The organism is Enterovibrio coralii (genome assembly GCF_001559595.1).
GTDB lineage: Bacteria > Pseudomonadota > Gammaproteobacteria > Enterobacterales > Vibrionaceae > Enterovibrio > Enterovibrio coralii.
Genome location: NZ_LNTY01000043.1, coordinates 110,616 through 136,502, shown reverse-complemented (window position 1 = coordinate 136,502; position 25,887 = coordinate 110,616). Strand labels below are relative to the sequence as shown.

The window sequence follows — 25,887 nt, the reverse complement described above, 5'->3', positions numbered from 1 at the left end:
GTTTTTTCGAGGATATATGAACGACTGGGTTCGATTTGAAAGTATAGAAATAAAGCGTGAAGGCTATTACGTAAGGTATGACCCAATGGTGATTGGCTTCGAAAAGAGTACACCTTTTGTTTCAGTTCGAATTATTGATGATATACCTGTCTCAAGGTGTAAGGAAATTGCTGAACTAGAGTATCAATATTGGTTTAAGAAATTTCCCATTCCATTACAGGTCAATATTCGATACGAAAAGCCTAGAGACAACTACAGCGAACAGATAACAGGCTGCTCTTATATTTGCGGTGAAACTCTCACCGAATATAGGTGGGGTGGTTTTAATCAGGATGAGCTAAACAAAGAAATGCCGCTTGAAACAAGGATAAAACGGATTTACGAAGGACTAGAATGTTTTACGTCTTCGGAAGGTCGAGTAAAGAGTAAGCAAGAAAGGTTAGCTAGGAAGCTGCTTAAGTTCTGGGCTGTTGTGAGCTTAGTGGTTTTTCCTGCAATCGTGGCCTTTTTAGGTTGGTCGACTCCAGTTTTTGCCGCGATATCTCTTATGTATGCATGGTATAAATGTGCAGATAAGTTGTTGCTCATTAATGGTCAAAAGCTAAAAACAGCAAAGGAAATTGAAAAAGAGAAGAAGCAGCAGTTAATGGAGCATTACTATTATCACTGCAGTAAAAATCCTGAAGCATTTGAAGCTCTAAAACTGGAAAATTTTCAAATCAATCAAGCGAATAAACGTAATTCTAAGTTGAATGAAATGAAGTCGTTCCCCTTAGAGCAAAACTAATAAGCAATTTATGAGGGATTCACAACGCTTGGCACTTTTGGTTCTACTTCCCCTTTAGATGTGGGTGGTAGCGTTGTCACCCCTCCCCTTAATTGGGCGTTGGAACGGTACAAATAAGGCAATTAGTAACGATGAATGATTTCTTCAACGATCCTGCTTTGAAAGCGATTCGAGCATTAGATGATTCGCCCGCGATGCGTGCAATTCGCGCCGTAGAGGATTCTCCCGCTATAAGAATGATACGTGAGCTAGACGACTCGCCAGCTCTAAGAGCTATGCGCCAGTTTGAAAATTCACCGGCAATGCAGGCTATTCGCCAATTTGAAAATTCCCCCGCAATCCGAATGATGCGAGATTTAGAGGATTCAGCTGCGCTCAAGGCTATAAAAAGCCTTGAGGAATCACCAGCTTTCAAAGCTATTCAACAACTTCAAGAGCCTCCTGTCTTAAAAGCTTTGCGTGGATATCAAACGAGTCCAGCTATGGAGGCTTTTTCAAGAATCGCGGATCAAGTAAATCATGGTTATGGGGCGCTGACATTTTCAGAAGCTTATGAGCTACTTGCAGATGAATACGAGCAACAGACAGACCCTGAGCCACTGAATGTTTTGTCTGGTGAGGTACAGAAAAGAGCTAGTTGTGCTCCGCGGAGCGCTCTAAGTGCCGAGTTCTATTTAAACCTTGTATTGGCATTATTTCTTTTCTACCTATCCAAAATGTCCGCGGTGGAGTCAGAGGAAAAAATACTAGAAAGATTTAATAGCTTAGAGCAAACAATTGCCACGCAATTAAGCAATCTAAACGAGTTGGAAAAAGATCAATCTTTTCTTGTTGCAGATCGGTCTATGAATCTTCGCTCTGGGCCAGGTGTGGACCACGAGGTCATCGGCGGCATATCAAGAAATCAAAAGTTATTGGTGCTTGAGAGAGAGCGCGATTGGGCGAAGGTCGAGTATTTTGATCATATTAATAACAAAAATATAGCTGGCTGGGCGCATAGTCGTTATCTATTAGTGGTATCTACGAGTGGTCAGGAGTGAAATGCTCTAACAAATAAGAATAAGTGTCGCGCAGCCGACACTTTATTTGGGTATTGAACAAGCCCTTTTCTAACCACAGGATGAGCACTCCCCTAAAATCAAGTTATCCGAAGCAGATGCTTTCGAGTGCTAACCCTAACAAACTTCTGTCCAAAACCAATAAACCCACACAAAAAGGGAGCCAATCGGCTCCCTTCATATTTTCCACTTATTAGCGTTTACGCCGTTTCCACTTTCACGCGGAAGAACATGGCATAGAACAGTGGTATAACAACCAACGTCAGAATTGTTGCGAACAACAGACCAAACATAATAGTTACCGCCATACTCTTGAAGAACGGGTCAATCAAGAGCGGTGCAACACCCAGAATGGTGGTGAATGCGCCTAACAATACTGGACGAGCACGGCTAAGTGCAGCATCGATAATGGCAAAGTAAGGTGCTTTTCCGTCTCTGATTTCCACGTCTGCCTGATCAACCAGGACGATGGCGTTTTTCACCATCATACCAATCAAGCTCAAGAAACCGAGGATGGCCATAAACTCGAACGGTGTCTGGAACACAATCAAGCCCACGGTCACACCGACAACAGCCAGTGGTGCGGTCAGCCAAATAACCAGCGGTTGACGCAGGGCGTTGAACATAAATATCACCGACAAAATCATCGCCGCAAAGCCATACGGTGCAGAAATCACCAAGCCTTCGTTCGCGTCTTTCGATGCTTTGTATTCGCCGTACCACTTCAGTTCATAACCCGGTGGCAATTCAATCGCTTCAATCTCGCTGCGTACTTTGTTAAACGCATCTACTGTCAGTACGCCCGGTGCTGGGTCTGCTTGAACCAGTAGGGTAGGCATACGGTCGATACGACGAAGGATCGCATCTTGGTAAACGACATCAACAGAATCCACCAATTGGCTCACCGGAATAAACGCGCCAGCAGTTGGGCTGAAAACTTCGGTGTTTTCAATCGCACGTTGATGCTGACGTTCGCTTTCTGGTGAACGCACCACGATAGGGATCAAATCATCACCTTCACGGTACACACCTACACTGCGGCCATTTAGCGTTTGTGCGATAGCTTGGTTGATTTCCTGCGTCGTCAGGCCGTAACGCTGTGCTTCTTCCGCAGAGTAAACAGGGCGTAATACCGGCACCTGTTGACGCCAATCATCTTGAACAGCAATCAGGTTACTGTCGTTCAGCATGATGGTTTTCGCTTGTTCCGCTAATTGACGCAGCACAGCACTGTCTGGGCCTTTGAATCCTGCTTCAATCTTCTTACCGCCGCCGCGACCTAGCATGAATTTCCATACTTTGATCGACGCGTCAGGGTATTTCGCATCAAGCTCTTCTTGAAGCACACCCATCAGCGGCGCGATTTTCTTGTAGTCATCAATATCAATCAACAACTGACCGTAAGCTGGGTTACGCGCTTCTGGTGAGTAAGTCAGCATGAAGCGAAGACCGCCGCCGCCAATAAAGCTTGAGATGTTCGTAACGCCATCTTTGGCTTTTACATCTTCTTCAATGCTCGCAATCACCGCTTCTGTGCGCTTGATGTCTGAGCCTTGTGGCAAGTAAACATCAACAACGAACTGTGGACGTTGTGAGTCTGGCATAAAGCCCGGCGGAACAAACTGCACACCCCAAATCGCAGCTGCCAATGTACCGAACAGCAGGCCACAGCTAATGATGCGGTGCTTCAATACCCACATCAGCAAGCCTTTGTAGGCAGTCACGGTGCGGCCTGGCTTTTGTCCTGCTTTTACTGGCTTCACTTTTAGGAAGTCGTAGCAAAGCATTGGTGTCACGGTAACTGCAAATACCCAGCTCAGGAACATGGAGTAAAGGATTACCCAGAACAGTGAGCCTGCGTATTCACCCATGTCTGATGGTGACAGACCGATGGCGCTGAACGCACAGATACCTACAACGGTACCGCCAAGCAGAGGCCATTTGGTTGAGTTCACAACCTCAGAAACTACCTGCTCTTTGTCGGCATCTGGCTCTTGTTGGAAGCGAACCAAAATACCGTCTGTGACCACGATGGCGTTATCAACCAGCATACCGAGCGCGATGATCAATGCACCGAGCGAGATACGCTGCATGGCAATGTCATCAATCAACATGATGCAAAGGGTGCCCGCCACAGTAAGCAGCAGAACGAAACCGATGATCACGCCTGAACGCACGCCCATGAAGACCAGCAGTACGATAAATACAATCGCAACAGCCGCAATCAGGTTATCAATGAAGTTGGTAACCGATGCACGTACAGAGTCAGACTGCATAGAGATAACATGCAGTTCCATACCCAATGGACGTTGGCTATCTAGCTCAGCAAGGCGCGCTTTAACCGCATCACCCATATCAACAACGTTACCGCCAGAGACGTTGGAAATACCAAAGCCAACAGCGCGTTCACCGTTGTATCGCATCAGCATGGACGATGGCTCTTGATAGCCGCGCGTTACGTCAGCGATATCACCCAAACGAAGCACAGTGTTGTTGTCACCCACACTCACTTGCAGGTTTTTGAGGTCTGCAAAGGAGTCGATGCTTGAACTTGGGATAACAGGGATTCGCATTGAATCGGTTTCGATGCTGCCTGCTACGGTAACCAAGTTTTGCTTTTGCAGCACTTGATAAACTTTCTGCGCAGAAACGCCGAATTTCGCTAAACGCTCGCTGGAGATCTCAACAAAAATGGTTTCTTGTTGTTCTGCAAGCGTTGCGGTTTTCGCCACACCCGGTACAAGCACAAGGTCACGACGCAACGTATCCACGTAATCTTGTAGCTGCTTGTCGGTAAAGCCTTCGCCAGTTACTGCGAAGAAGAGGGCGTAAACATCTGCAAAGTCATCGTTAACAATGGAAGGACCCGCACCCGGTGGAAGCTGACGCTGCACATCAGACACCTTACGGCGAAGCTTATCCCATACCTGTTGTAGATCCGCTGCGCTCTTGGCGAACTCAAGCTTAATCTCAACGGTAACTTCAGACATGCCTTGCTTGGAAACCGACTTTACTTCTTTGAGTTCTTGAAGCGACTGAACCGCGCCTTCAATCACATCGGTGACTTCGTCAGAAACTTCCTGTGCGGTTGCACCCGAGTAAGGCGTATTGATTACAGCCTGACGGATAACAAACTCAGGATCCTCAAAGCGACCTAATTTCAGGTAACTGATGTAGCCACCGAGCAGAGTCAGCGCAATCAGAACCCAAACGCTGGTGCGTTTAGCGATGGTATAACGTGCAATGTCCATCGATTATGCTCCAACGCGGGCGTCAGTGTATGGACGAACCGTCATGCCTTCTTTCACGCTAGACACACCTGCAATGATGACACGCTCACCGATCTTCAAGTTGTCTTCGATGACGATACGGTTTTTCAGTAGCGCACCGACTTCGACATAGCGTTTTTGTGCTGTGTTATCGTCGCCCACAACCCAGACAAACTGTTTGCCTTGGTTATCGGGTACTACCGCTGTCAATGGCAGGGTAATGTTTTCCAGAGAATGGTTGCTGCCGTTTGCAGGAACGACTTTAACCGCCATACCCGGCAGAACGCGGAAACCCTTCAGATCAGAGAAACCCAGCACGATAGGGTAGGTTTGAGACACTGGTTCTGCTTCAGTCGCGAAGGTACGCAGTTCCAATGGGAAATGTTGACCCGGAATCGTTGAAAGCACGGCAGTGGCTTCACTGCTGCTTACACCAGAAAGCATCACTTTGTGTGGGATGTTGATAACCACTTCCAAATCGCTCAAATCGTGCAATACGATAACCGGCGCATTGGCTTGAATTTGAACATGGTTGTCGACCAGCTTACGACCAATGATACCGTCGAACGGTGCTTTCAACTCGGTGTATTCCAGTTGGCGTTTTGCATCTTCAACGCGGTTTTTTGCCAAATCAAAGCGCGTGGTGAGCGCGTCTAAATCAGACTTAGAAATGGCCTGACTTTTCTCGAAGATCGCTTTTGCACGTTGGTATTCCAGCGTGGTGTTTTTTAGCTCCAGTTCAGCAGATTCCAGTGCTGTTTTTGCATCTCGTGCGTCAAGCAGGGCCAACACTTGGCCTTCTTTCACCTGATCACCTTCTTTTACAAGGATCTCTGTGAGTCGACCACCGACACGGAAAGCAAGGTCAGCGCGCTCTGCAGCACGCACGACACCGTTAAAGCTCAGTTCGTCACCAGATTGGGTGCTGACAATTTCAGTCAGTGCTGGCTTGATCACAGGAGCAACCGTTAGTTGAACGGGTTCTTCTCCACAACCCGTCAAAGCGAGGGCAGACATAGCAATGCTTGCTGCAAGTGCATTGGCTTTAAATGATGCCAATGGGGACTTCTTAACAACCATCTTCACCTTGTTCTCCAAAAAAAGAGGGGTCAGGCTCGACCCAAAATTGTGTTTATGAATTCGAAAGGTGAACTTCTGATCGCATCAATCGACCAAAAGTAAACTCGTGAGTTTATATTATTCGTCTTTCTGAAAAAGGTAAACTCAAAAGTGTACTTTTTTGTTTCAACTTGTTAGAGTCGCCGTGTGTACATTAGGAGATATGAAATGACACGCTCAGAGCTAAAACGCTTAGCCATTGTTACGGCAGCGAAAGAAGAGTTTATTCAGCATGGTTTTATTGCCGCCAACATGGACAGAGTTTGTACGGCTGCTGAAGTGTCAAAGCGCACGCTTTATCGTCATTTTGAAAGCAAAGAAGTGTTGTTTGAGTCAGTGCTGACCATTATTCAATCGTCCGTTGATGAGAACCTGCAATATCCGTTCGACAGCACCAAAAGCCTTCATGAACAGTTAACGGAAATTAGCTTGAAAGAAGCTGAGATCCTTTACCACACCTATGGCATCACGCTTTCACGTACCATCGTGATGGAGTTTCTCCGCCAGCCAGATATGGCACGTAGTGTGATCACCAAAATCTACAGCAAGAAGGCGGTCACGCAGTGGTTTGCTGAGGCCATGGAAGCGGGCAAACTGAAAAAAACGGATCTGAAAGAGATCACGAATATCTATACCAGCCTTTTCCAAGGAACATTGTTCTGGCCACAGGTTTTTGACATGCAGCCTATTCCGAGTGGGGAAGAACTTCATAAAAAAATTGAGCACGTTGTTTCTGTGGTTTTAGGTGCCTGCTCCATCTAACGTCTTTTATTAGCGAGACAGCCGTCTCGCTAACCTCCTGTTTATTCTCCTGCTTTAATTCCCTTACCGACAAAGCCAATTTTTAAGGCAAATCTAAACGCAACACGTAACGATAATGCCAATACTTCTCATTAAACTAAATGTTTGAAAATCTTACACTTTTGATTTGCGATTAACAAAAAATTTACTTATCCTTTCCCCTCAGTAGTCAAGACAACACGAAACAAGGAATGCTGTTATGAAAGGGCATCAGGAAGTCATTGTTGAGCTCAATCGGATATTGACCTCTGAATTGACGGCGATAAACCAGTATTTTCTCCATGCACGCATGTTCAGAAACTGGGGTTTAGAAGCGTTAAACGAAGTGGAATACAAGAAATCCATTCAGGACATGAAGCACGCAGACAAACTGATTGAACGCATTTTGTTCCTTGAAGGTCTTCCAAACCTCCAACACCTGGAGCGTTTGCGCATTGGTGAAGATGCGGAAGAGATGCTGAGCTGCGATAAGGTGATGGTCGAAGAAGAGTTAGTCGAACTTCGCGCCGCTATCGCAATCTGTGAAGAGAAAAGAGATTACGTCACGCGAGATATTCTCAACGAATTGTTGGAAGACGAAGAAGAACATCTCGATTGGCTGGAAGCACAGTTTGAGCTGATTGGCCTGACTGGCATCCAAAACTACCTGCAATCACATATGGACGATGACTAGGGGCGACCATGAAAGGCAATCAAGAAGTTATTGACGCACTCAACCACCTGTTGGCCCACGAATTATCCGCTATGGACCAGTATTTTGTGCACGCACGTATGTACGATGACTGGGGTCTGCAAGAGCTGTACGAGCGCATTAACCATGAATCAGATGATGAGCGTGAGCACGCCTCTCGTTTGATTAACCGAATTCTGTTCTTAGAAGGCACGCCAGACGTAGCCGCACGTGAGCCGCTGACTATCGGCAAAAACGTTGAAGAGATGATCAACAACGATCTTCAATACGAGTACAAAGTGGCTGCCGCGTTACGTGAAGTCATTGGCTTGTGTGAAGAAAAGCAAGACTACCAAACCCGTGAGATTCTGGTAGAGCTGTTGGACGACACGGAGTCTGACCACATGTACTGGCTTGAGAAGCAGCAATGGCTCATCAAGAACGTGGGTCTTCAGAACTACATTCAATCCAAAATGGGCAAGCCTGCATAAGTTGGTTGCGTGATGATGAAAAGAGCCGCTCATTTGAGCGGCTTTTTAGTTTCTGATTCGGTGTTACTTCTGGCACTTGAAGAAGATGAAGTTCGGGTTCTTACGAAGACGCTCGTAGGTTTCTTCACATATGTTCTTCGCTTCTTCTGACACTTGGCCTTCAGACATTTTCACGATTGAAAAACCAGCGTTTGTAATCGCATCGCAGATTTCGGTAAGAGAACGGCGGTAGAAGGTCACTTGAACCGGTTCACCCACCGTGTTCCATTCTTCTTGAACGAGTTCACGGTCGAAATAGTTACCCGTGGTTGTGCATTCAAAGTCAGCAAAAGGGTGGTGCGTAGAAAATGCAAAGACGCCACCTGAGCGAAGTACGCGATAGACCTCTTTCATCACCACATTCAGATCTTCAATGTAGTGAAGCACCAAAGGACTGGCGGCAAGGTCATAGCTGTCGGCTTCTTCTTTTGGTAAACCTTTGGACAAATCTTGCTGATAGGTACGTACCTTGTCGCCGAACTTGTTTTCGACAATGGCCACCATGTCATCTGAGAAATCTAAGCAGGTTAAAGAACGCGCGTTTTGAGCAAGAAAATACTGGGCGTAGATACCTGAACCGCAACCCAGGTCGATAACGTCTTTTCCTTCGACACTGTCGAGCATAGATTGCAGGGTTGGACGTTCTAATAACGCGTTGTAGATATTGTCTTGCACGACAGCGTCATACTGCTGCGCAAACGTCGAGTACATATCAGATTTCATGGAAGCATCGCCTTGAAAAGAGGGAGAAAGACGGCGGGATCATAAATCAAGGTAGAGCCTCAGCATATCTTTATGTTGTATCCCGTTTTCAAAAATCGGCTCTGGGTAATTGTCGAGGAAATGATCCTTGAGAATACGGTCTACACGAAATCCCTGACGCTGATAGTAGGTTAATTGATAACCAAAACTGCCCGTGCCTAGCTCTATTCGGCTCACGCCTTTTTGTCGAAGTTGCATCAAGGCAAATTCAAGGAGTTTGGTTCCTATGCCCTGTTGTTGGCGGTCTGGATGCGTGGCGATATTGAAGATTTCAACGACATCGCCATTGAGCGGTTTCACGACGCAAACACCAATGATGTCGTCGCCTTCTTGCACGACGTAGCACCACGAGTCGGGCAAGTATGATTGAATGCTCGACTCGGAAGGATCTGCCTCTAAAAGGAGGTTGAGAGGCGCAGTACTTGGGTCTACTTCGAGGTATTTCATAAGGCTCACTTGATTACCGCTGGTGGATCTTTGAAAGTGTAGAAGTCGCTCTGATGATTATCATTTGTCTCAAATGAGAAGTACAAGACAAATGACAATCACAATCCGGCAATAGCGGGAAGCTAAAGGCTTTTCTCCATGAGAAGCAGGGTTCGTCCTTCGAATGAGGATGTAGAAAACGGCTGATACCCGAGCTTGGCGTAAATATGCTGACCGCGTGCGTTATCTTCGAAGACATCCAGCCAGATGCGCGCTTTATGCAAGGTATCCTTACAGTAAGCTTCCATCGCTCTAATCGCTAGCTGACCAATGCCTTTCCCCTTATCTGCAATCACAATGCGCTTAAATTCCACACTGCTATCGCCATCGAGTGCAAGGATGAAAAATCCACTCAAGGTGTTATCAACGAGGATAGAGAGGTAAATAACGCCGGGCTTTTCGCTTTCACTTTTGTGCTTCTCGGCAGTGTAAGGAATGATCATCTGACAAGTATCCTGTGACGCTTCCATTTCGCTAAACCGCAGGAACTCATTACCCTTACTCGGTCGAAGGTGCAATGCTTTGTTGGCTTCGGTCATGAGCGGTTACCTTCTGTATCATCGCTAGACCGAGTGATTTGCAAGTACGTTCTAATGAGTGACGTGGGTGCGAGGTGCATTTCCTCTTCAGGCAATTTGTGTTCTTTTGGGGTTTGCTTGTTCACTTCAATCATTTCTTTCAACAAACGTTGATGCCCAAACCAAAGGTAGGTGGTTAGCCCCGGCAACAAGATGAGTTTGGCTGCCATCGTTATCATGTGAATGCGCAGCTTTTGCTTGTCGCCTTGCAACAACTCTACGGTGAACATAAAGCGCGTTGCTCTTAACAGAAACACCAAAGTCAGTCCGAACGACAAATACGCGAGGAGGGCGAATAACGCACTTTGTTCTCGCCAAGCGGTCACAAGGGAGAAAGCGAGTAGGGCGGAAAACACTGCACTGAGTAGAAATCCATTTCTTCTGGAAAGCAGTAAAAACATAAGGTTAGGTTAGCCGTCATGTGGAAACGCACAATTAGGATATTACGGCCATCGAGCAATTCTGTCAGCAATTACTCATTGATTATCAAGATATTATCTTGCGGAAACTTTGAGAGAAATAAAAAAGCCGCCCAATGGACGGCTTTTCAATATCTTGCGTTATTTCACTGACTGAAAGCCGTTCAATACCGCAACGGTGTTATGGCCTAAGTCATCTACCGCGTAACCACCTTCAAACACGAACAAAGTTGGCAAGCCAAGCTCACCCAACATGGTGCCTATTTGCAGATAGTCTTCCAGCTTCAGTTTGAAGTGGCTGATTGGATCGTTTTCGTACGTATCCATACCCAGTGAAATCACCAGCGAGTCCGCGCCGAAGCTGCGAATCTTCTCGATAGCGGTTTCCAGCGCAGGGCGGTACAAGGTCCAATCTGTTTTACCTTGCGGTAATGGCAGGTTTAGGTTGAAACCTTCGCCTTTGCCTTCACCGGTTTCATCGGCAAAACCCAAGTAATGCGGGTAATCGTAATCTGGGTCGCGTGAATAGAAGTAAACAGCACGTCGTCGCGATCGTAGAAAATGGTCTGTGTGCCGTTACCGTGGTGGTAATCGATATCCAGAATCGCTACTTTGTCATGACCTTTACGACGCAGACCTTCAGCTGCAATCGCCGCGTTATTGATGTAGCAATAGCCGCCCATCAAATCCGGTGCCGCGTGGTGGCCCGGTGGACGACAGAGTGCGAATGCTGCCTTGTCGCCGTCGATGAGCATATCTACGCCAGTGAGTGCACAATCAACCGCTGAAGCAATCGCTTCAAAGCTGGTTTTTGTGATCGCAGCGGTCATATCAAAGCTGTAGTAACCCAGCTTACCTTCGATATCTTTCGGCACTCGGTTACGCAGGTGGCGAGCAGGGACAAAGCAGTATGGAGATGCATCACGCTCTGGGCCGTAAGTCGCTTCCCACTCGTTCCATGCGTTTTGCAGGAACTCAACGTAATCTTCAGTATGAACCCAAAGCATTGGCGCTATGCCAAATTCTTTCGGTGCGATCACTTCATAACCTTCGTTTGCATTGATGGCATTTAATACCATGTCTGCGCGCTCAGGCTTTTCAAAGCAAGGTGTCGCTTCACCGCTCAGGAATTCATATTTAACACGGTGAAGGTTTTGCTTTTCGCTGTAGATGACTTTCATTATCGCTTCAGTTCCAGCCAGTATTTGTTGTAGATCGATACTGCATCACCGATGTTAGACAGGAATTGACCTTTTTGCTTCACGTCGGTGGTTGGGAAAATCACTTCGCTGTTGCGAAGTTCGTCTGGCAGATGGTCTAGTGCGCCCAAGTTAGGCACCGCATAACCAATCTCTTGTACCAGAATTGCTTGATTCTCTGGCTTCATCAGGAAGTTGATGAATGCGTACGCAGCGTCTTTGTTCTCCGCGTGTTTTGGAATCACCATGTTATCCATCCAGAAGATCGTACCTTCTTCTGGGTATACGTATTGGATAGATGGGTTTTCAACCATAGCGCGGTAAGCGGTACCATTCCACTGCATACCTACATTTACTTCACCCATGATGAGTGGCGTGTGTGGTGCATCAGAGTTAAACAGCGTCACGTTTGGCTTGAGATCTTTAAGAAGCTCATAGGCTTGGCGAATTTCAGCTTCATTTTGGCTGTTGACGCTGTGGCCATTCATGATCAGTGCCATGCCGAACACGTCACGAAGGTCATCAGTGAGCAGCAACTGGCCAGCGAACTCGTCTTTCCAAAGGTCTGCCCAACGTTTTACGTCTTTGCCGTCAACCATGTCGCTGTTGTAGCCCATACCCGTGCTTCCCCACATGTATGGCAGTGAGTAGCGGTTTTCAGGGTCAAAAGACTGGTTGAGGATTGATGCATCAAGGTTGTTAAATGCAGGGATTTTGCTTTTATCCAGCTCGTGAAGAAGGCCTTCTTCGCCCATGATCGAAACGTAGTAAGTAGAAGGAACGATCAGGTCATAGCCTTTGGCATCCAAAAGCTTCACTTTCGCATACATGGTTTCATTACTCTCAAAGGTAGAGTAATTCACTTTGATGTCGGTTTCTTTGGTGAACTTTTCGATCAATTGCTGAGGAAGGTATTCAGACCAGTTGTAAATATTCAGGAACTGATCAGCGTGCACAGAGGCGGAGAAAAGCAGGCTGGTGGTAGCCGCAATAACAAAGTTTTTTTTCATCTACGTAGTGTTATCCGAAAACATATTATCAATAAATGGAACGCAACATTGCGCGCGGGAATTAAATAGGAAAGTGAGATATACCGCAAGGTAAATCACTGAAAGTTATTGAGTTGTGAAGACTTGGTGAAATCAAAAAAATTAAGGAAGGTAAAAGTGCGATTGGTGTTGCAAATTTCAAGCATGTCAGTGCTAATAAAAACATGGCGCCAGAAAGCAATTCCAGCGCCAAGCGGTGATCAGTTAGCGGTAGGGTGAATCACAAGCTCAAGAGGTTTGCCACTGTCGATATCAATTTGGAGTAGGTAGCTTCCCCATTCATGGGTATTGAAATGGTGCATCGTTAAGTTGCGATCTGGGCATTGTAGATTGGCGACGTCAGTAATAGGCGCATCGGCACCTTTAATGTTGATTTTGTAGTTGCCATTGGTCGCGACAACAAACTTCTGATTCCATTCTGTGATTGCCAATTGCTGATAGACCGTTGCTTTTTCAGTGTTGGCAACGCGCAAACCCAATGTGTCGGTGGCATTGAGTGTCTTTTCGAGTTGTGGTGCAGCGTCTTGGGTTGTCGCGATTGTCACGGTTTCAAGTGCTTGATTGCAAATAGCTTGGTAGGCAGACGCGTAGTGTTTATTGATATTTTGATTTTTGGTGGTGTTGACGTCGTCACTTGCCAGTGCAGACGCAGACACAAACAGACCAAGGCCAATAGTGATTACCGATGTATTTTTCATTCTGTTGCAGCTCTGTATGGTTCGATGCAGTTTGGTAGTTCCGTTCTGTTCTTCAACTTGATGAGTTGGCAAAACGGAGACTGCGTTTGTGCTTTGAGTTGTTCAAAGTTTTCTATAGTTAGCGTTTCAAGAAAAGCTATAAGATCGCTTTTCTCATCTTCAGTAATAGTAAAACCTTGGATTGAAGGGTGTTTCGCAAAACTAAGCTTTCCATCACCCACATTTGCGCCGAGGCTGATTTTCCTTCCGCCACGCGCATAGCTCTCAATCACTGCCATAAGCGATAGATAGCTACCATCATGACCCCAAGGGCCAGTGTTGGTCACGTTGATGAGGGACGGTGTTCGGTATTTTCCGTCATCACCTTTTGTTCCTGTTGTCTTTCTCAGTCCATTCTCTGACGACGGGTAAAAGTACTCTCCGTTGGTATGAATTCCGTACAACCCCACGTTGTAATGCTCAACGTGTTGTGATGCCTTAGTAAGGTTGAGTTGCTCACCTGCGTGACAAGATGTGCAATTTAACCTGTCACTTTCAAATAACGCTAAACCACGTCGCTCTTTCTCGGTCAATGCAGTGCGTTCACCTTGTTTGAATCTGTGGTAGCGAGTCTCCATCGATGTGATTGAGGCGGTGAAGGCCGCTAGCGCCTGCGTTGCTCTTTTGTAGGTGATTTTATTGTCACCGTAAGCGTCCTGAAAAAGCGGTGCATAGAGTGTTTTGGCATCCTGTAGTCTGTTAACCACCATTGAAGGTGTTGCGCCCATTTCTAATGGAGCGGTCGAGAGAAGCGGCCTTGAAACGGCAGACTCTAAATCGCGTACATTGTATGTACTCACCGTGAAGTTATTGCTGTCAGCGACGTTGAGTAAAGAAGGGGTGTTTAATCGTGATATATCCCCTTGGATGTCAGGCACTTTATTGAAGCTATTTGTCCAATGAATATCAGGATTATGGCAAAGCGCACAGCTTCGATTACCTTTCAAAGAAAGACGGACATCATGGAAAAGATAACGACCAAGCTCAATTTTATCTTGAGCGCTTGCAGTGCTTACACTGGTCTCAGAATGGGCAGAATGCACTGCACTCAGTAAAGCAATAGAGATAAATGAGAGTGACTTGAACATCAGGAAATTGTCGAGTGAAAATGGCGAATACAGAAGTAAAGTAACACAAGGCTTCAAAAGAAAAGAGCAACATCTCTCGCAAGACATTGCTCTTTCTTTCAAGCTATACTGAGATTACAGCTTACGCCATACACCCCATTCACCAGTTGTTCCTGGTTCTTCGCCTTGGGTGTACCAATGTGCTTTCCAGCTGTCGCCGTTGTGAGTAACAACGTCGTTTTCGTAGTAAGTAGTGCTTGAAGACCATGCTTCAACGCTTGGTACTTCACCTTCGCCTGGAGTGTGTTTCCAAACTTGCGCCTTACCTGGTTCTTCGTTTTGAGTCCACCAGCCAGCTTTCCAAGTTTTACCACCATGAGTTACTTCATCACCAGCAACGTAAGTTGCAGTCTTGTCCCACGTACCACCTTCAACAGGTGGCTCTACTGGCGGCTCAACAGGTGCTCTACTTCGCCTTTGATGATAGAAACTTGGAACGAGTATGATTCGTCAGTTGCTACCCATACTTTGTTCGCATGCAAGTTAGCAGTATTGAACTCGTATGCGTTAGTTGCGGTATTCCAAACACCAACAAACAGTTTTTCTGGCTGTTGAGCATTGATTTGAGAAGCCAGCTCAGTTGCCCAAGTCGCTTGGTTTGCTGCAGTGATTTCGATGCTCATATCCATCACATCAGAACCCGTCGCACCAGCCATCAGACGGAAACGTGCGTTGTCGCCAGCTTCTGCTGTCAGGCCCGGCTGTACAAAGTAGCCATGCAGTGAGGTTAGGTCACCTTCTGATGGTGGAGGCGTTACTTCGCCGTCGCCTTGTTTGATCACGATGTCGCTACAGTTGTAGAAACCTTCACCCGCTGGGTCTTCACGCTGCCAGCGAGAGTAAAGTACTGCTTCTGAACCAACGCGATCTTGTGGCAGTTTAACCTTGAAGCGGTAAGTTTTGTATGGAGAACCAGCAGTTGGTTCTACGTTACCTTCGGTATCAACCAGTTCCAGATCGTCCCAAGTTAGAGGGCGTGAACCGTCGTAAGAAGGTTTAGACAGGTAGAATTCCCAGAAAGATGGGTTGTGTGGTGCAGTAGCAGTCCAAACGAAGTTGAATTCACCGTTCTCATCCAGCACGACGTCAGTGGTCTGCCAATCAGCAGAAGGAACGTCTAGGCCGCGTTTACCAGACATGCCAGCAGAACACAGTTGACCGTCTGGGATGTTTGCTTTCACAGCGTTGATATCGTTGTAGCTTTCAGTCAGTGCTGCAACTTCGTTACGTTGAACGAAAGGTTCGGTACCAGAAATATCAAATGCATCTTGACACGCAGCGTTAGGAATTTGGTTCGCCCAAAAACCGCCATCGTTGTAACAAATGTTCTGACGAGCACTTGGGAATTCTGCCCAACCGTGAGCTTGTACACTTCCTGAAATAGCTGACAATGACAGCGCAATGCCGATCATTACCGATGCTTTATTTTTATTAAAAATCATTTTTTATTGCACCTAAAATTATTATTTGCCTTGGTGAAGCGAGATATAATTTCATCTCTCTTTCGCTGTGTAATTTACTCTAAAAATATTTTTTAGTCTCGCTTTTGATTTTGTGATCTTGCTCTAGATCACACTTTTGGTTTGATAGAGGGGTTTTTTATATAAATCCTTATATATCAATGGCATGTGCTCATTTTCTGTATTGAAATTTTGAGCGAACTTGGAGGCAGGAGGCGATGAAGCACTCTATTTGAAATTGTGTTCATATATTTATGGTTTATTTGCGTGAATAACGGTCCAGTTAGAGATTTAATACTATTTAAGTGTGGTGTTTTTAGCTTTTAAAAGACCCCTATAAAGGGGCCTTTTATATGTAAAATTAATTTATACCAATGCACCGGTTACTAAAGATACATCTTCTTTTTTGCGTTTATTTTTTAATGCAAGTAGCAGTACAAATGCCGCTGCAAATATTGGTAGGTGGCCTTCAACTTCTTGCACTCCATGAATGATGGCGGTTGTCACAAAGGCAAATGTCGCCATGAGCATTGTTAGTCGATTTGCCACACCAAGCGCGAGTAGTAGGCCCAATGCTAGTTCACAAATACCTACGAAGAATACAAAGTGTAGGTTAGTACCCATCGGTAAGCCGATTGTCGGGAAGATGTTGTAGAAAGGGAACATCTCGATGAACACGACCGCCAGACCCGGATAAATCAGTTTTTCTGTCATTGCTAACACAGCAAGCTGCAAACCAATACCAACTCGAAGCACGAGCAGCGCGTTATGCCATAGTTGCTCAGCTGAAGGTAGGCGAAGTTTTTGAACCAATTTGCTGTCAATGCTAGATACATGCGAACCACAGAAAATCATGAACACACCGATGGCGACAAACTCTAGGGCATAGTTAATCCAGATAGTTGCCGGTGTCATTGCGATCATCAACAAGGTCGTCAGCAGCACAAAGATACCAGAAACCATCACACTGACAGACGCGCTAACTACCACGCCCAGTTGCAATGCAATACCGAGTGCGAGGTACTCTGGCGGTAAAACGATATTAGGGGCTAGAAAACCACCGTTAATCACTTGCAGTGAGAAGAAAATAACCTGAATAACAACAAACACCATGACGAATGCACGTTTACTGATGTTGATGTTGCCAGAAACAATGGCATTCAAAAATGCAGGTTTGTTTTTTAGGTTGGTAATAATCAACGCTAGGGTGGTAAAGAATCCAACAAAGACAAAGGTTGCTAGATAAAATGAATCGAATTCAAAGTAAACATCTTTCATTTCCTCAGGTGCGACGAACCACTGTACGTGCGCATGACTGAGAGGTGAAAAGATAACGGCTAACAGTAAAAAGAGTTGGCGAAAATTCATTGTACTTCCAGTAAATAATAGGGCTCATTCAATGTATTTAAGAATGCGATTAATTGTTTTCTTTGATTTGAGCTCATTCGTAATGGTTTTACATCGACATAGTTATACATGTATCCGGTAGGATACATGTAATAGTGAAGAACTTCTTCTAGTGTTGCGAATCGACGGTCATGCATAAAACTATTAGCTTTATAAATATTTCGTAAAGAAGGGACTTTAAATGCACCTGCTAAATCTTCGCCTTCTTTCCGCATATATATATATTCAATGCAGTCTGTTTCATCATTCCACTTCTGACAGGAATATTCAGAAGAAAGATACTTCTCAATGCCTGATATTCTGTCAGAGTCACTATTTACACCTGTACCAATTGCATAAAATCCATCGTTTGAAAATCGACTTCCACTATGGCAATCAATACAGCCTGTTTTTTTACGATCTAAGAATAATTTAAGGCCTTCAATTTCATCATAAGAAAGCAGTGTGTTGCCCTTATGATCATTAATTAAATATTGATAGACATATTCATCGAACCGAGACCAAGAGTGATCGATTGTCGCGATATAGCGTGCGATCAAATCGCCAATCTTCTTGTACTTTTGTTCTTCACTATCGTTAGAGTGGCAGAATGCAAGTTCATTGTGGTTTTGCGAGCCATAGAATTCACATACACGGCTAACTGTTTCCTGAGGAGATAGTCCATGCTCGTTTCTGATGGCTTCTAAGCTTTGCGACCAGAGTGAGTCAGCGCGTCCATCCCAGAAAAACCAAGACTGTTCGTGTACACCTCTTAGGCTTGGTGCTTTGACGTCTCGACCTGTTACATCGGCCGTTACATTATCCAAATCATGAAAATTGTCATCGGGGTTATGGCAAGTGACACAGGCGATATCGTTGTTCTTACTTAATCGCGTATCGTTAAACAGCTGCTCACCAATATCTATCTTTATCCGTTCTTCTGACGTTTTCGCTAATGCTCGTTGATTCTCAGGGAGCATACCTTGGGAAAGTAGTTGCTCTTGTTGTTTGTTAAATATTGGTGTGTTATTGATTGTTGTTAGCCAATAAAGTGCAATTACTGTGGGAATTAATAGAATTTGACTAGTTAACTTGGAAAAAATAGCTCGCAACATTGTCACTTCCGTCAGTAATGTTGATCTTCCACTGACCTGGCATATTGAAATAGATTCCTTCTATTAAGCATGAACTCTTAGATGATGCTGATATTTGAGGTTCAGTTGGTAATCCATGGGAATGACCAAACATAAACCCATTTACTTCAAGTTCATCACATTCTTTTTCTTTTCCATTAATGAGGAACTGATAAAATTTATTTTGCTGCGTTTCAATTTTGATCTCTTCGTTTAACAACAAGGTTTCTGCTGAATACGAATTAAATGAAAAAGCAGTAAGGAAAATAAAAAGTGAGATAAGTGCTTTCATACAATGTACTAGTTTAATCTTCTACTGTTTCCTAGAGGATTATTTAAATCCCTCTTTTCTATGGGTGAATTTGAACGTATCTGGGTACCTTCATTCAAGTTAAAAATCTATTATTTTCGTATGTGCTTTCAAAAGTGCGGCGCCCATTCCAGTATTTGCCAGATAAGTCTGGTAAATACTGGTCTGATGACTGCAACTAGCCATGTAGTGATGCAACTCTAATTTTATGCTGGCGTTACTAAAGCAGGTGGTTTTCGTTATGGTGCTGCTGTGATGTGAAAGGAAGGGGATGGAAGTGTTATGTGGTCATCATATCGATGACCACACTGTTACGGTAAAAAGAACATCATAGCTGGTATGTAGATCAAAGAAGAACGATCTGGTGGCGTTCGCACTCTTCAATCATTTCGTCAGGCCAGATGGAAGATTGGACTTCGCCAATGTGCGCTTTTTGTAGGAAGAACATACAAATGCGTGATTGGCCGATACCACCACCAATGGTGTATGGCAGTGTTTTTTCCAGAACGCCGCGGTGGAAAGGAAGAGAAGCGCGGTCTTCACAACCTGCGATATTCAACTGAGCTTGAAGGCTATCTTCACACACACGAATCCCCATAGATGACAGCTCTAACGCACTGTCTAACACAGGGTTCCAGAACAATAAGTCGCCGTTGAGGTTCCAATCATCATAGTCTGGAGCACGGCCGTCATGGCGTTCGCCGTTTGACAGTGTGTGGCCGATGTTCTGAATAAATATGGCACCGTGTTCCTTACAGATTGCGTTCTCGCGCTCTTTACCTGTGAAGTTCGGGTATTTCTGTAGGAGTTCTTCAGAAGTAATAAAGGTAACTTTCTCTGGCAGACGCTTTTTCAGAACAGGGTATTCCTGATAGATATAGTTTTCAGTCTTCAGGAAAGCGTTATAGATTTTCTCTACCGTTGCGTGCAAGTAAGCTTCGTTACGCATACCTTTATCAAGCACTTTTTCCCAGTCCCACTGGTCAACGTAAATAGAGTGAATGTTGTCGAGCTCCTCATCGCGGCGAATCGCGTTCATGTCGGTATATAAACCTTCATCAACATCAAAGCCGTAGCGACCAAGTGCCATACGTTTCCATTTCGCCAATGAGTGCACGACTTCAACGCACGCACCATTGTCATCCAGCAAATCGAATGCAACTGGGCGTTCGGTGCCGTTCAAGTTGTCATTAAGACCGGTTTCTGGTTTTACAAAAAGTGGTGCAGATACGCGAGTCAGGTAAAGCTCGTAGGCCAGCGCGTATTCAAAGTAGTCTTTTAGTTTTTTTATCGCGACTTCCGTATCGCGAAGTCCAAGAAGTGGTTGGTAATCAGTAGGGATGGTGAGTTGCATGTAACGTCCTTTGTATCGTTTTATTTCTTTTCCTTCCAACACCTTACACTTTGCATGGTTAAAGCGTCTACTAGTTTTCCACGCTTTTATTCCGGTTAATGCTTTTTCTCCCAAAGAAGGTAAATCAGCCTTGAGAAGCAAAGTGTTTCTGCCTGTTCCGGACACTGATTCGGCCGTTTGCACGCAGTAGGTTGAATTTCCATGCCCTTATAAAGTAAGGTGTATTTTATGTGGTAATGAGAAAAGGAGAAAGATGATGACGATATTTAGATTGGCTGAGCGAAAGGACGTTGATGCTTTGGTTGCTCTTCAAGTGGCATCGCATATTTCAAATGTCGATGGAGATTGCCAAAAGCAGGGTTTCTTAAACACTGTGTTACCTGCCGAATGTCTCGAGAAAGCCATGGACAGCGAGAAGGCTGTGTATGTCGCGGAGCAATCTGGCGAGGTGGTAGCGATGGCTGTTTGTGCCAGTTGGGATTTCTGGGCTTTTTCTCCTTCGCTTTCAAACGTTGCTACTGAACTTCCTAAGCTGACACCGGAGCAGAGTTTGAATGAACATACTTCTGTGTTTTGGGGGCCAGTTTGTGTGGCGCAGCACTGCCGAGGACAGGGTATCTTCGAAAGGCTTTTTGCTTATGTTCTTCGTGAACAAATAAACAAGAAGCCTTTCATTTTCACGTATGTCCATGAAGACAATGAGGTGTCATTGACGGTGCATCAGAAGAAATGTCGCATGCTTTCTGGCACGGCATTGAACATTAATGGTCAAGCGTTCCGTTCACTCTATATCGCCATTTGAGTTAGCTCTGCGGTGCGAGATTTTGCTTTGCACGTTGAATCATCCAAACACCGCTTAAAATGACAACCATGGCAATGATGTCTAACGTGGTGACAGTTTCTCCAACAAAAATCGCACCTATCGCCAGTGCGACAACAGGCGGAATATAAGTCGAGCCTGAGGCCTTGATGGCACCCATCTGCTCAACGATGTAGTAATACATCATATATGCCATACCTGTCCCGCAAACGCCCAATCCAATGACAAGTGCCGCTGCGGCGCGGGTATCATGGGTGATGTTTGTGATGCCATGCCAATCTGTTGTAACGCCGAGCAATATTGTCGCCAAGCCAATCTGATATGTCGCCAAAGCAACGGGCGGAATACCCAGTGTCGAGACGAATTTTTTCGCATACACAAACGAAACGCCAACGCTGAGCGCACCCGCGATCATATAGCCGACACCCGCAAGATTGATTGAACCTGACAGGCCTTGCCAAGGCTGCGCGATGAGGAGAACGCCAATAAATCCCAGCGACGTTCCCGCAAGCGATAAGCGTGTGAGTGGTTCAGAGCGCAGAAATATGGCGGCGGTGACAAAGGTGAATAATGGGATCGACGCACTTAGCATGCCCGCAATGCTGGAAGGTAACAGGGCTGTTCCTTCAGCGAAAGCGTAGTAATACAAAGCCGTAGCCAGTAGCGACATCACGACAAAATGCGGCCAATGTTTGAGGTGGTTTCGGCTGAGTTTTCCTGTCCATAACGCAAAGGCCAAGAGGGGAATAAAACCAAAGAGCACACGAAGAAAAGCGACTTGATCTGGAGAGATGTAAGCGGAGGACCACTTCATGAAGATAAAGTTGCTTCCCCAAACGAGTCCAAGCACCCAGAACGCGACCATAGCAAGAGACGGCATACCACACCCTTATAAACTGAAATCTGGTGTATTTGTAGGACGCAAAGGTAAAACCTTAGAGGACTAACCACAAGCGCAAATTTCTTGTGCTAGTGTGAAGAAAAACTTCTCTCAGGTTTTTACAATGAGTTCACTAAACGTCAATGCTCTGCATGTCTTTGAGGTTGTCGCAAGACACCGCAATATCCGGTTAGCGTCGGAGGAGCTTTTTATTTCACCCAGTGCGGTCGCTCAGAGAATAAGGCGACTGGAAGATGAGCTGAGCTGCCAACTTTTCATTCGCCATTCCCGTGGCGTTTCGTTAACCGACAAAGGTAAGCAGTTACAAGAAGATGTCTCTAGTGCCCTGTTACTGCTGCACAAAGCGGTAAACGACATAAAGCGTGAGGCGGGAGCGCTAACAGTCAGCGTGCCGCCTACGTTTGCAAACAAATGGCTGATCCCAAAACTGCCTATGTTCAGAAAAGCATTTCCTTCTATCGAACTTCATATCATCGCGACGGACGACATCGCAAATTTCAAAAGTGATGGTGTCGATATCGCGGTACGCCAATCATCAGAACCTCAAGACAGCAGTTTAGACGTGAATGTGCTTTCGCAGTCTGATCTTGTGATTGTCTATAGCCCTAACTATGTGAAGAGCGGGACGAGCTTGCCGCAAGTATGGAACTTTGCAGGACATTCTCTTATCGATGATGGCCATTTTAACTGGAAGTTATTGGCAGACAGCGAACCTGCATTTGTCACCGGTTCGCTGTTGCAAGTTAATCAAACCGGTATGGCAATCGATACGGCGTTGGCAGGCGAGGGGTTTTGCATCTCTTCCCAGTTGCTCATTCAAGACCACATTGATTCAGGTGCTCTGAGGGTGTTAAGAAAACTCACGATTCAACCACAAATGGGCTTCTATCTTCTTAGCCCAAAGGCAAAGAGTGAGAACCCAAATGTGAGTCAGTTTAAAACCTGGTTGTTGAGCATGATAACCGACGGTTAGATTTAGCTTTTCAACGTCTGGTAGCCCGCCCAGATACGGGTGGCGGTTGTTATCCAGCACAGTGCACCAAACGTCCACGCGATTTCAGCAAAGTGCTGAGGTAAGAGACAGAAAAGAACGAAACATGCGATGGTCTCCGTCCCTTCTGTTAACCCGCCAATGTAGTAGAGCGATTTGCTCTTGTAGACAGGGTTTTCAATGTTTCGCTTGCTCGCCATGATGGCAAAAGCAAGGAAGCTAGAACCCGTCCCCATGAAGGAGAATACCAAAAAGGTAGCCGCGACGGCGTTCTGCTCTGGGTTTGCCAATGCAAAAGCAAACGGGATCATGGAATAGAACAGAAAGTCGAGGGTGATATCGAGAAAACCGCCCGCATCTGTGATGCCTTGTCGCCTCGCCAAGGCACCGTCTAATCCATCAAAAATCCGATTGAAAACGATAAACAACAGTCCTAACCAGTAGTGTTCGTAAGCAATCGCAGGTAATGCAAAAAGGCCGAGCACAAATCCAGACAGGGTGACTTGATTGGCAGTTAAGCCCATTTTGTCGGGAAGTTTAGCCGCTTGCTTGAGTGGCCAACGAATGACTTCAATCGAGTAACGATCAAGCATGCTTCTGCTCCGGTTTAATGGCGTTACTTGTGCTTTCTTGCTCGTAAACTGGCCAGTTCAACAAGGTGCTTTCCATAGGCACATCGCTGTCATCATGTGTCACCATTACGGCGGCGATGTTTCTCGCTTTGATTTGTTTGAAAACAAACGCACGGAATGCTTTACGAAGTGGTTTATCGAGTTTACTGAACGGCTCATCGAGCAGGATAACTTTTGGGTGAGAAAGCAGTGTACGCATCAAGCTAACACGCGCTCTTTGACCGCCAGAGATTTGGTCGGGGGCTTTGAAAGCAATATCCGAGAGCTCGATTTCCTGAAGTGTCGCAAGAGCCCGCGCTTTCTTCTCTGCTGCTGTCATGGTGTCTGGCAGACCAAATGCCAAATTTTGCCAAACATTGAGGTGAGGGAAGAGCAAGTCATCTTGAAAAAGTATGCCTACCGTGCGCTTTTCGGCTGGCAAAGCAAGAATGCTGGCCTCGTTAACGCTGATATCACCATGGCACTCAAACTCAGGAGACAAATGGCCAGCGATGGCCGAAAGCAACGTGGACTTTCCACAACCGCTTGGACCCATGATGGAGAGTACGTCACCATTTTCAACCACAAAGCTCATGTCATCTAACAGAGTCAGTTGCGGCGTTTTAATAGTGAGGTTTTGTACGGACAAACTCATTGTTTATCTCTCTTTGTTCTGTTTGTTTGGCGAGTCGACGCTTGGGATCAGCCAATCGACTTGCTGTCAACGCGATGGCAAAAAAGACCAAAGGTAAGAAGGCTTGGATAAGTCCATAAACGGCACTGATCCTTCTGTCTTGACCACTTGCCAAGCTAACCGCTTCCGTTGTGAGTGTGGTAATGCGACCCGCACCAAGGAGCTGTGTTGGCAAGTATTGTGCGAAGCTCACGCTGAGGCCGACTGCCCATGCGAGCAAAATGGCGGGAAGCACATTCGGCAGTTTGACCGCGCACCAAGCTTTGAAGGGACTTTGCCCCAAGCTTCTCGCCGTTTGTGTCAGCCGTTGGTCGAACGATTTCCATGGGCCATCCAGAGCTAGATAGACATACGGAAAAGCAAAAAGAATATGGGCCCAAATGGTCGCCGGTACGTGCCATTGGCCCGGCAACATGTAGATAGCCACTTGTATCCCAAACAAAATGGATAGTTGGGGAATAAGCATAGGAATGGCAATAACCAGTTGGGGAACGGACTTGTGGTATTTATCTCGGTACTCCAAACAGCCAATAGCAAAAATGAGTGCCACGGAGGCGGAGACAAGCCCCAGTATCAAGCTGTTAATTGCAAGCTCTACAAGGTGGCTGCTTTCTTGTTCCCAAAAGCGTGTACTGAGCCTTGTCGGCCAAATGTCGGGAAACCGCCAGCGTAACGCGAAAGACCAAATTAACAGGACCGGAATCATCAAAAACGGTACCAGCGCGATAACGTTGAAAAGCTGTTTACCGGGCAAGGAGATATGTTTGCTGCCGCTAAACTGCCAGTTCTGCCAAAAGCGGACAATAACATGCTCAAATCCGCGATAAATCAGCAAGACACCAAAGCAAAGCAAGAACAAGGATATGGCACCTGCTGCCGCTCGCGGTAATAGTTGAAGATCTGGGTCGTTAAACCAATGCCAAACCAACACGGCGAACGTGGTCGGTGATGTAGGGCCAATGATCATTGCGACATCGACAACGGATAAGCCGTAAGCCAAAACGGCATAAATCGGGAAGCGCATTTTTGGCAACCACTGAGGAAACACCACTTTGAACCATGCTGCTCCTCGGTTGTAGCCGAGGCTTTGAGAGACGGTCAAAAGCTTATCGACCTGCATTTGCTTTAACACAGATAAGCTCATCAGAAGGAGAAAGGGTGTCTCTTTGATTGCCAGCGCAATGATAAAGCCAATGCCATATTGGTCTTGAACCAGTGACCAGTGATAAGGCTCAGTCTCGCCCGAAAAGAGTGCTGCTAGGCGAAATAGCCAACCAGAAGGCGCAAAGGTAAAGGCAAATCCGATAGCAAATGCAACGTGAGGCATGGCAAGCAACGGCGATAGCCATTTTTCAATCCGTTGCCATCGTTTCGTTCCCCAGCAAGCCTGAAGGATCAAAAAGGTAAATAAGACGGCGAGAATGGAAGCGGAAATACCCGTGTAGAGGGTAATTTTCAGAGAAACCACTGTGCCAGGCCAAGCCATCATGGCTTGCCAACCAGCAATATTGGGCTCATCGAGTCCAAGGACTGGGAGGTAGCTAACTGCGGAAAGTAACACGCCTCCAAGCCCTGGAATAAGAGGTAAACAACACACGGTCAGCGTCAGGATATACAGCAGACGTAACATGTTTAC

At 45.9% G+C, this 25,887-nt stretch carries 24 protein-coding genes and 2 pseudogenes; 7 read left to right on the top strand and 19 right to left on the bottom strand.

The window, feature by feature from the left end:
• Both ATN88_RS16960 and ATN88_RS16955 read left to right on the top strand, forming a co-directional pair.
• A partial coding sequence (locus ATN88_RS16960; RefSeq protein WP_232313348.1) for a hypothetical protein occupies nt 1-787 on the top strand: 787 nt, incomplete at its 5' end.
• Between the two features lie 131 nt (nt 788-918).
• A complete protein-coding gene (locus ATN88_RS16955; RefSeq protein ID WP_067418511.1) occupies nt 919-1,827 on the top strand; it encodes an SH3 domain-containing protein in 909 nt (302 codons plus the stop codon).
• A 218-nt stretch (nt 1,828-2,045) separates the two neighbouring features.
• On the opposite strand, the gene ATN88_RS16950 is transcribed toward ATN88_RS16955, so the two are convergent.
• Together ATN88_RS16950 and ATN88_RS16945 are read right to left on the bottom strand one after the other, a co-directional pair.
• Nucleotides 2,046-5,096 carry an efflux RND transporter permease subunit gene (locus ATN88_RS16950; protein ID WP_067418509.1) on the bottom strand — a complete coding sequence of 1,017 codons (3,051 nt, stop codon included), beginning with the start codon at nt 5,094-5,096 and terminating at the stop codon, nt 2,046-2,048.
• 3 nt (nt 5,097-5,099) lie between these two features.
• Nucleotides 5,100-6,194: an efflux RND transporter periplasmic adaptor subunit gene (locus ATN88_RS16945; RefSeq protein WP_198158401.1), complete on the bottom strand. Its 1,095-nt coding sequence runs from the start codon at nt 6,192-6,194 to the stop codon at nt 5,100-5,102.
• A 207-nt stretch (nt 6,195-6,401) separates the two neighbouring features.
• Here ATN88_RS16945 and ATN88_RS16940 point away from each other — a divergent pair, with 207 nt between their 5' ends.
• The 3 genes from ATN88_RS16940 (at nt 6,402) to bfr (ATN88_RS16930) (ending at nt 8,195) form a co-directional block, all read left to right on the top strand.
• The gene (locus ATN88_RS16940) at nt 6,402-6,995 is read left to right on the top strand and encodes a TetR/AcrR family transcriptional regulator (RefSeq protein ID WP_067418505.1); all 594 of its coding nucleotides are present in this window, start codon (nt 6,402-6,404) and stop codon (nt 6,993-6,995) included.
• A gap of 238 nt (nt 6,996-7,233) precedes the next feature.
• Nucleotides 7,234-7,707: a bacterioferritin gene (gene bfr, locus ATN88_RS16935; protein WP_067418503.1), complete on the top strand. Its 474-nt coding sequence runs from the start codon at nt 7,234-7,236 to the stop codon at nt 7,705-7,707.
• A gap of 8 nt (nt 7,708-7,715) precedes the next feature.
• The gene (gene bfr, locus ATN88_RS16930; RefSeq protein WP_067418499.1) at nt 7,716-8,195 is read left to right on the top strand and encodes a bacterioferritin; all 480 of its coding nucleotides are present in this window, start codon (nt 7,716-7,718) and stop codon (nt 8,193-8,195) included.
• A gap of 63 nt (nt 8,196-8,258) precedes the next feature.
• On the opposite strand, the gene ATN88_RS16925 is transcribed toward bfr (ATN88_RS16930), so the two are convergent.
• The 13 genes and pseudogenes from ATN88_RS16925 to asnA all read right to left on the bottom strand — a co-directional run bounded on the left by ATN88_RS16925 (nt 8,259) and on the right by asnA (nt 20,234).
• Nucleotides 8,259-8,957, bottom strand: a complete 699-nt coding sequence (locus ATN88_RS16925; protein WP_067418497.1) for a class I SAM-dependent DNA methyltransferase — start codon at nt 8,955-8,957, stop codon at nt 8,259-8,261.
• Between the two features lie 39 nt (nt 8,958-8,996).
• Nucleotides 8,997-9,443 (bottom strand): GNAT family N-acetyltransferase, encoded by a 447-nt coding sequence (locus tag ATN88_RS16920; protein WP_067418495.1) that lies wholly within the window; start codon nt 9,441-9,443, stop codon nt 8,997-8,999.
• Between the two features lie 122 nt (nt 9,444-9,565).
• Complete coding sequence (locus ATN88_RS16915; RefSeq protein ID WP_067418493.1) at nt 9,566-10,021, bottom strand: GNAT family N-acetyltransferase; 456 nt, start codon at nt 10,019-10,021, stop codon at nt 9,566-9,568.
• Nucleotides 10,018-10,317 carry a hypothetical protein gene (locus tag ATN88_RS16910; protein ID WP_157490743.1) on the bottom strand — a complete coding sequence of 100 codons (300 nt, stop codon included), beginning with the start codon at nt 10,315-10,317 and terminating at the stop codon, nt 10,018-10,020. The genes ATN88_RS16915 and ATN88_RS16910 overlap by 4 nt, the downstream gene beginning before the upstream one ends.
• Before the next feature lie 303 nt (nt 10,318-10,620).
• Nucleotides 10,621-11,558, bottom strand: a pseudogene (locus tag ATN88_RS16905) (histone deacetylase family protein).
• Between the two features lie 101 nt (nt 11,559-11,659).
• Nucleotides 11,660-12,688 carry a polyamine ABC transporter substrate-binding protein gene (locus ATN88_RS16900; RefSeq protein WP_067418489.1) on the bottom strand — a complete coding sequence of 343 codons (1,029 nt, stop codon included), beginning with the start codon at nt 12,686-12,688 and terminating at the stop codon, nt 11,660-11,662.
• 239 nt (nt 12,689-12,927) lie between these two features.
• Nucleotides 12,928-13,425 (bottom strand): hypothetical protein, encoded by a 498-nt coding sequence (locus ATN88_RS16895; RefSeq protein WP_067418486.1) that lies wholly within the window; start codon nt 13,423-13,425, stop codon nt 12,928-12,930.
• A complete protein-coding gene (locus tag ATN88_RS16890) occupies nt 13,422-14,654 on the bottom strand; it encodes a cytochrome-c peroxidase (RefSeq protein WP_157490742.1) in 1,233 nt (410 codons plus the stop codon). Before ATN88_RS16890 ends, ATN88_RS16895 begins: the two co-directional genes overlap by 4 nt.
• A gap of 12 nt (nt 14,655-14,666) precedes the next feature.
• Nucleotides 14,667-16,033, bottom strand: a pseudogene (locus tag ATN88_RS16885) (lytic polysaccharide monooxygenase).
• 384 nt (nt 16,034-16,417) lie between these two features.
• Nucleotides 16,418-17,419 carry a hypothetical protein gene (locus ATN88_RS16880; RefSeq protein ID WP_067418481.1) on the bottom strand — a complete coding sequence of 334 codons (1,002 nt, stop codon included), beginning with the start codon at nt 17,417-17,419 and terminating at the stop codon, nt 16,418-16,420.
• Entirely contained in the window at nt 17,416-18,552 is a 1,137-nt protein-coding gene (locus tag ATN88_RS16875) for a cytochrome-c peroxidase (protein ID WP_067418479.1), read from the bottom strand. Before ATN88_RS16875 ends, ATN88_RS16880 begins: the two co-directional genes overlap by 4 nt.
• Complete coding sequence (locus tag ATN88_RS16870) at nt 18,521-18,862, bottom strand: hypothetical protein (RefSeq protein WP_067418477.1); 342 nt, start codon at nt 18,860-18,862, stop codon at nt 18,521-18,523. Before ATN88_RS16870 ends, ATN88_RS16875 begins: the two co-directional genes overlap by 32 nt.
• Nucleotides 18,863-19,226: 364 nt before the next feature.
• Entirely contained in the window at nt 19,227-20,234 is a 1,008-nt protein-coding gene (gene asnA / locus ATN88_RS16865; protein ID WP_067418474.1) for an aspartate--ammonia ligase, read from the bottom strand.
• Between the two features lie 256 nt (nt 20,235-20,490).
• On the opposite strand from asnA, the gene ATN88_RS16860 reads away from it, so the two are divergent.
• Nucleotides 20,491-21,036: a GNAT family N-acetyltransferase gene (locus ATN88_RS16860; RefSeq protein WP_067418471.1), complete on the top strand. Its 546-nt coding sequence runs from the start codon at nt 20,491-20,493 to the stop codon at nt 21,034-21,036.
• A gap of 1 nt (nt 21,037) precedes the next feature.
• On the opposite strand, the gene ATN88_RS16855 is transcribed toward ATN88_RS16860, so the two are convergent.
• On the bottom strand, nt 21,038-21,934 hold the full coding sequence (locus tag ATN88_RS16855) for a DMT family transporter (protein WP_067418468.1): 897 nt from the start codon (nt 21,932-21,934) through the stop codon (nt 21,038-21,040).
• Between the two features lie 124 nt (nt 21,935-22,058).
• Between ATN88_RS16855 and ATN88_RS16850 the strand changes: the two genes are divergently transcribed.
• Nucleotides 22,059-22,928: a LysR substrate-binding domain-containing protein gene (locus ATN88_RS16850; protein ID WP_067418466.1), complete on the top strand. Its 870-nt coding sequence runs from the start codon at nt 22,059-22,061 to the stop codon at nt 22,926-22,928.
• A gap of 2 nt (nt 22,929-22,930) precedes the next feature.
• On the opposite strand, the gene ATN88_RS16845 is transcribed toward ATN88_RS16850, so the two are convergent.
• The 3 genes from ATN88_RS16845 to ATN88_RS16835 are packed head-to-tail and all read right to left on the bottom strand — an operon-like array spanning nt 22,931 to nt 25,881.
• On the bottom strand, nt 22,931-23,539 hold the full coding sequence (locus ATN88_RS16845) for a CDP-alcohol phosphatidyltransferase family protein (protein WP_067418465.1): 609 nt from the start codon (nt 23,537-23,539) through the stop codon (nt 22,931-22,933).
• The gene (locus ATN88_RS16840) at nt 23,532-24,212 is read right to left on the bottom strand and encodes an ATP-binding cassette domain-containing protein (RefSeq protein WP_067418462.1); all 681 of its coding nucleotides are present in this window, start codon (nt 24,210-24,212) and stop codon (nt 23,532-23,534) included. Before ATN88_RS16840 ends, ATN88_RS16845 begins: the two co-directional genes overlap by 8 nt.
• Complete coding sequence (locus ATN88_RS16835; protein ID WP_067418460.1) at nt 24,181-25,881, bottom strand: ABC transporter permease; 1,701 nt, start codon at nt 25,879-25,881, stop codon at nt 24,181-24,183. Before ATN88_RS16835 ends, ATN88_RS16840 begins: the two co-directional genes overlap by 32 nt.
• Nucleotides 25,882-25,887 lie beyond the last annotated feature (6 nt).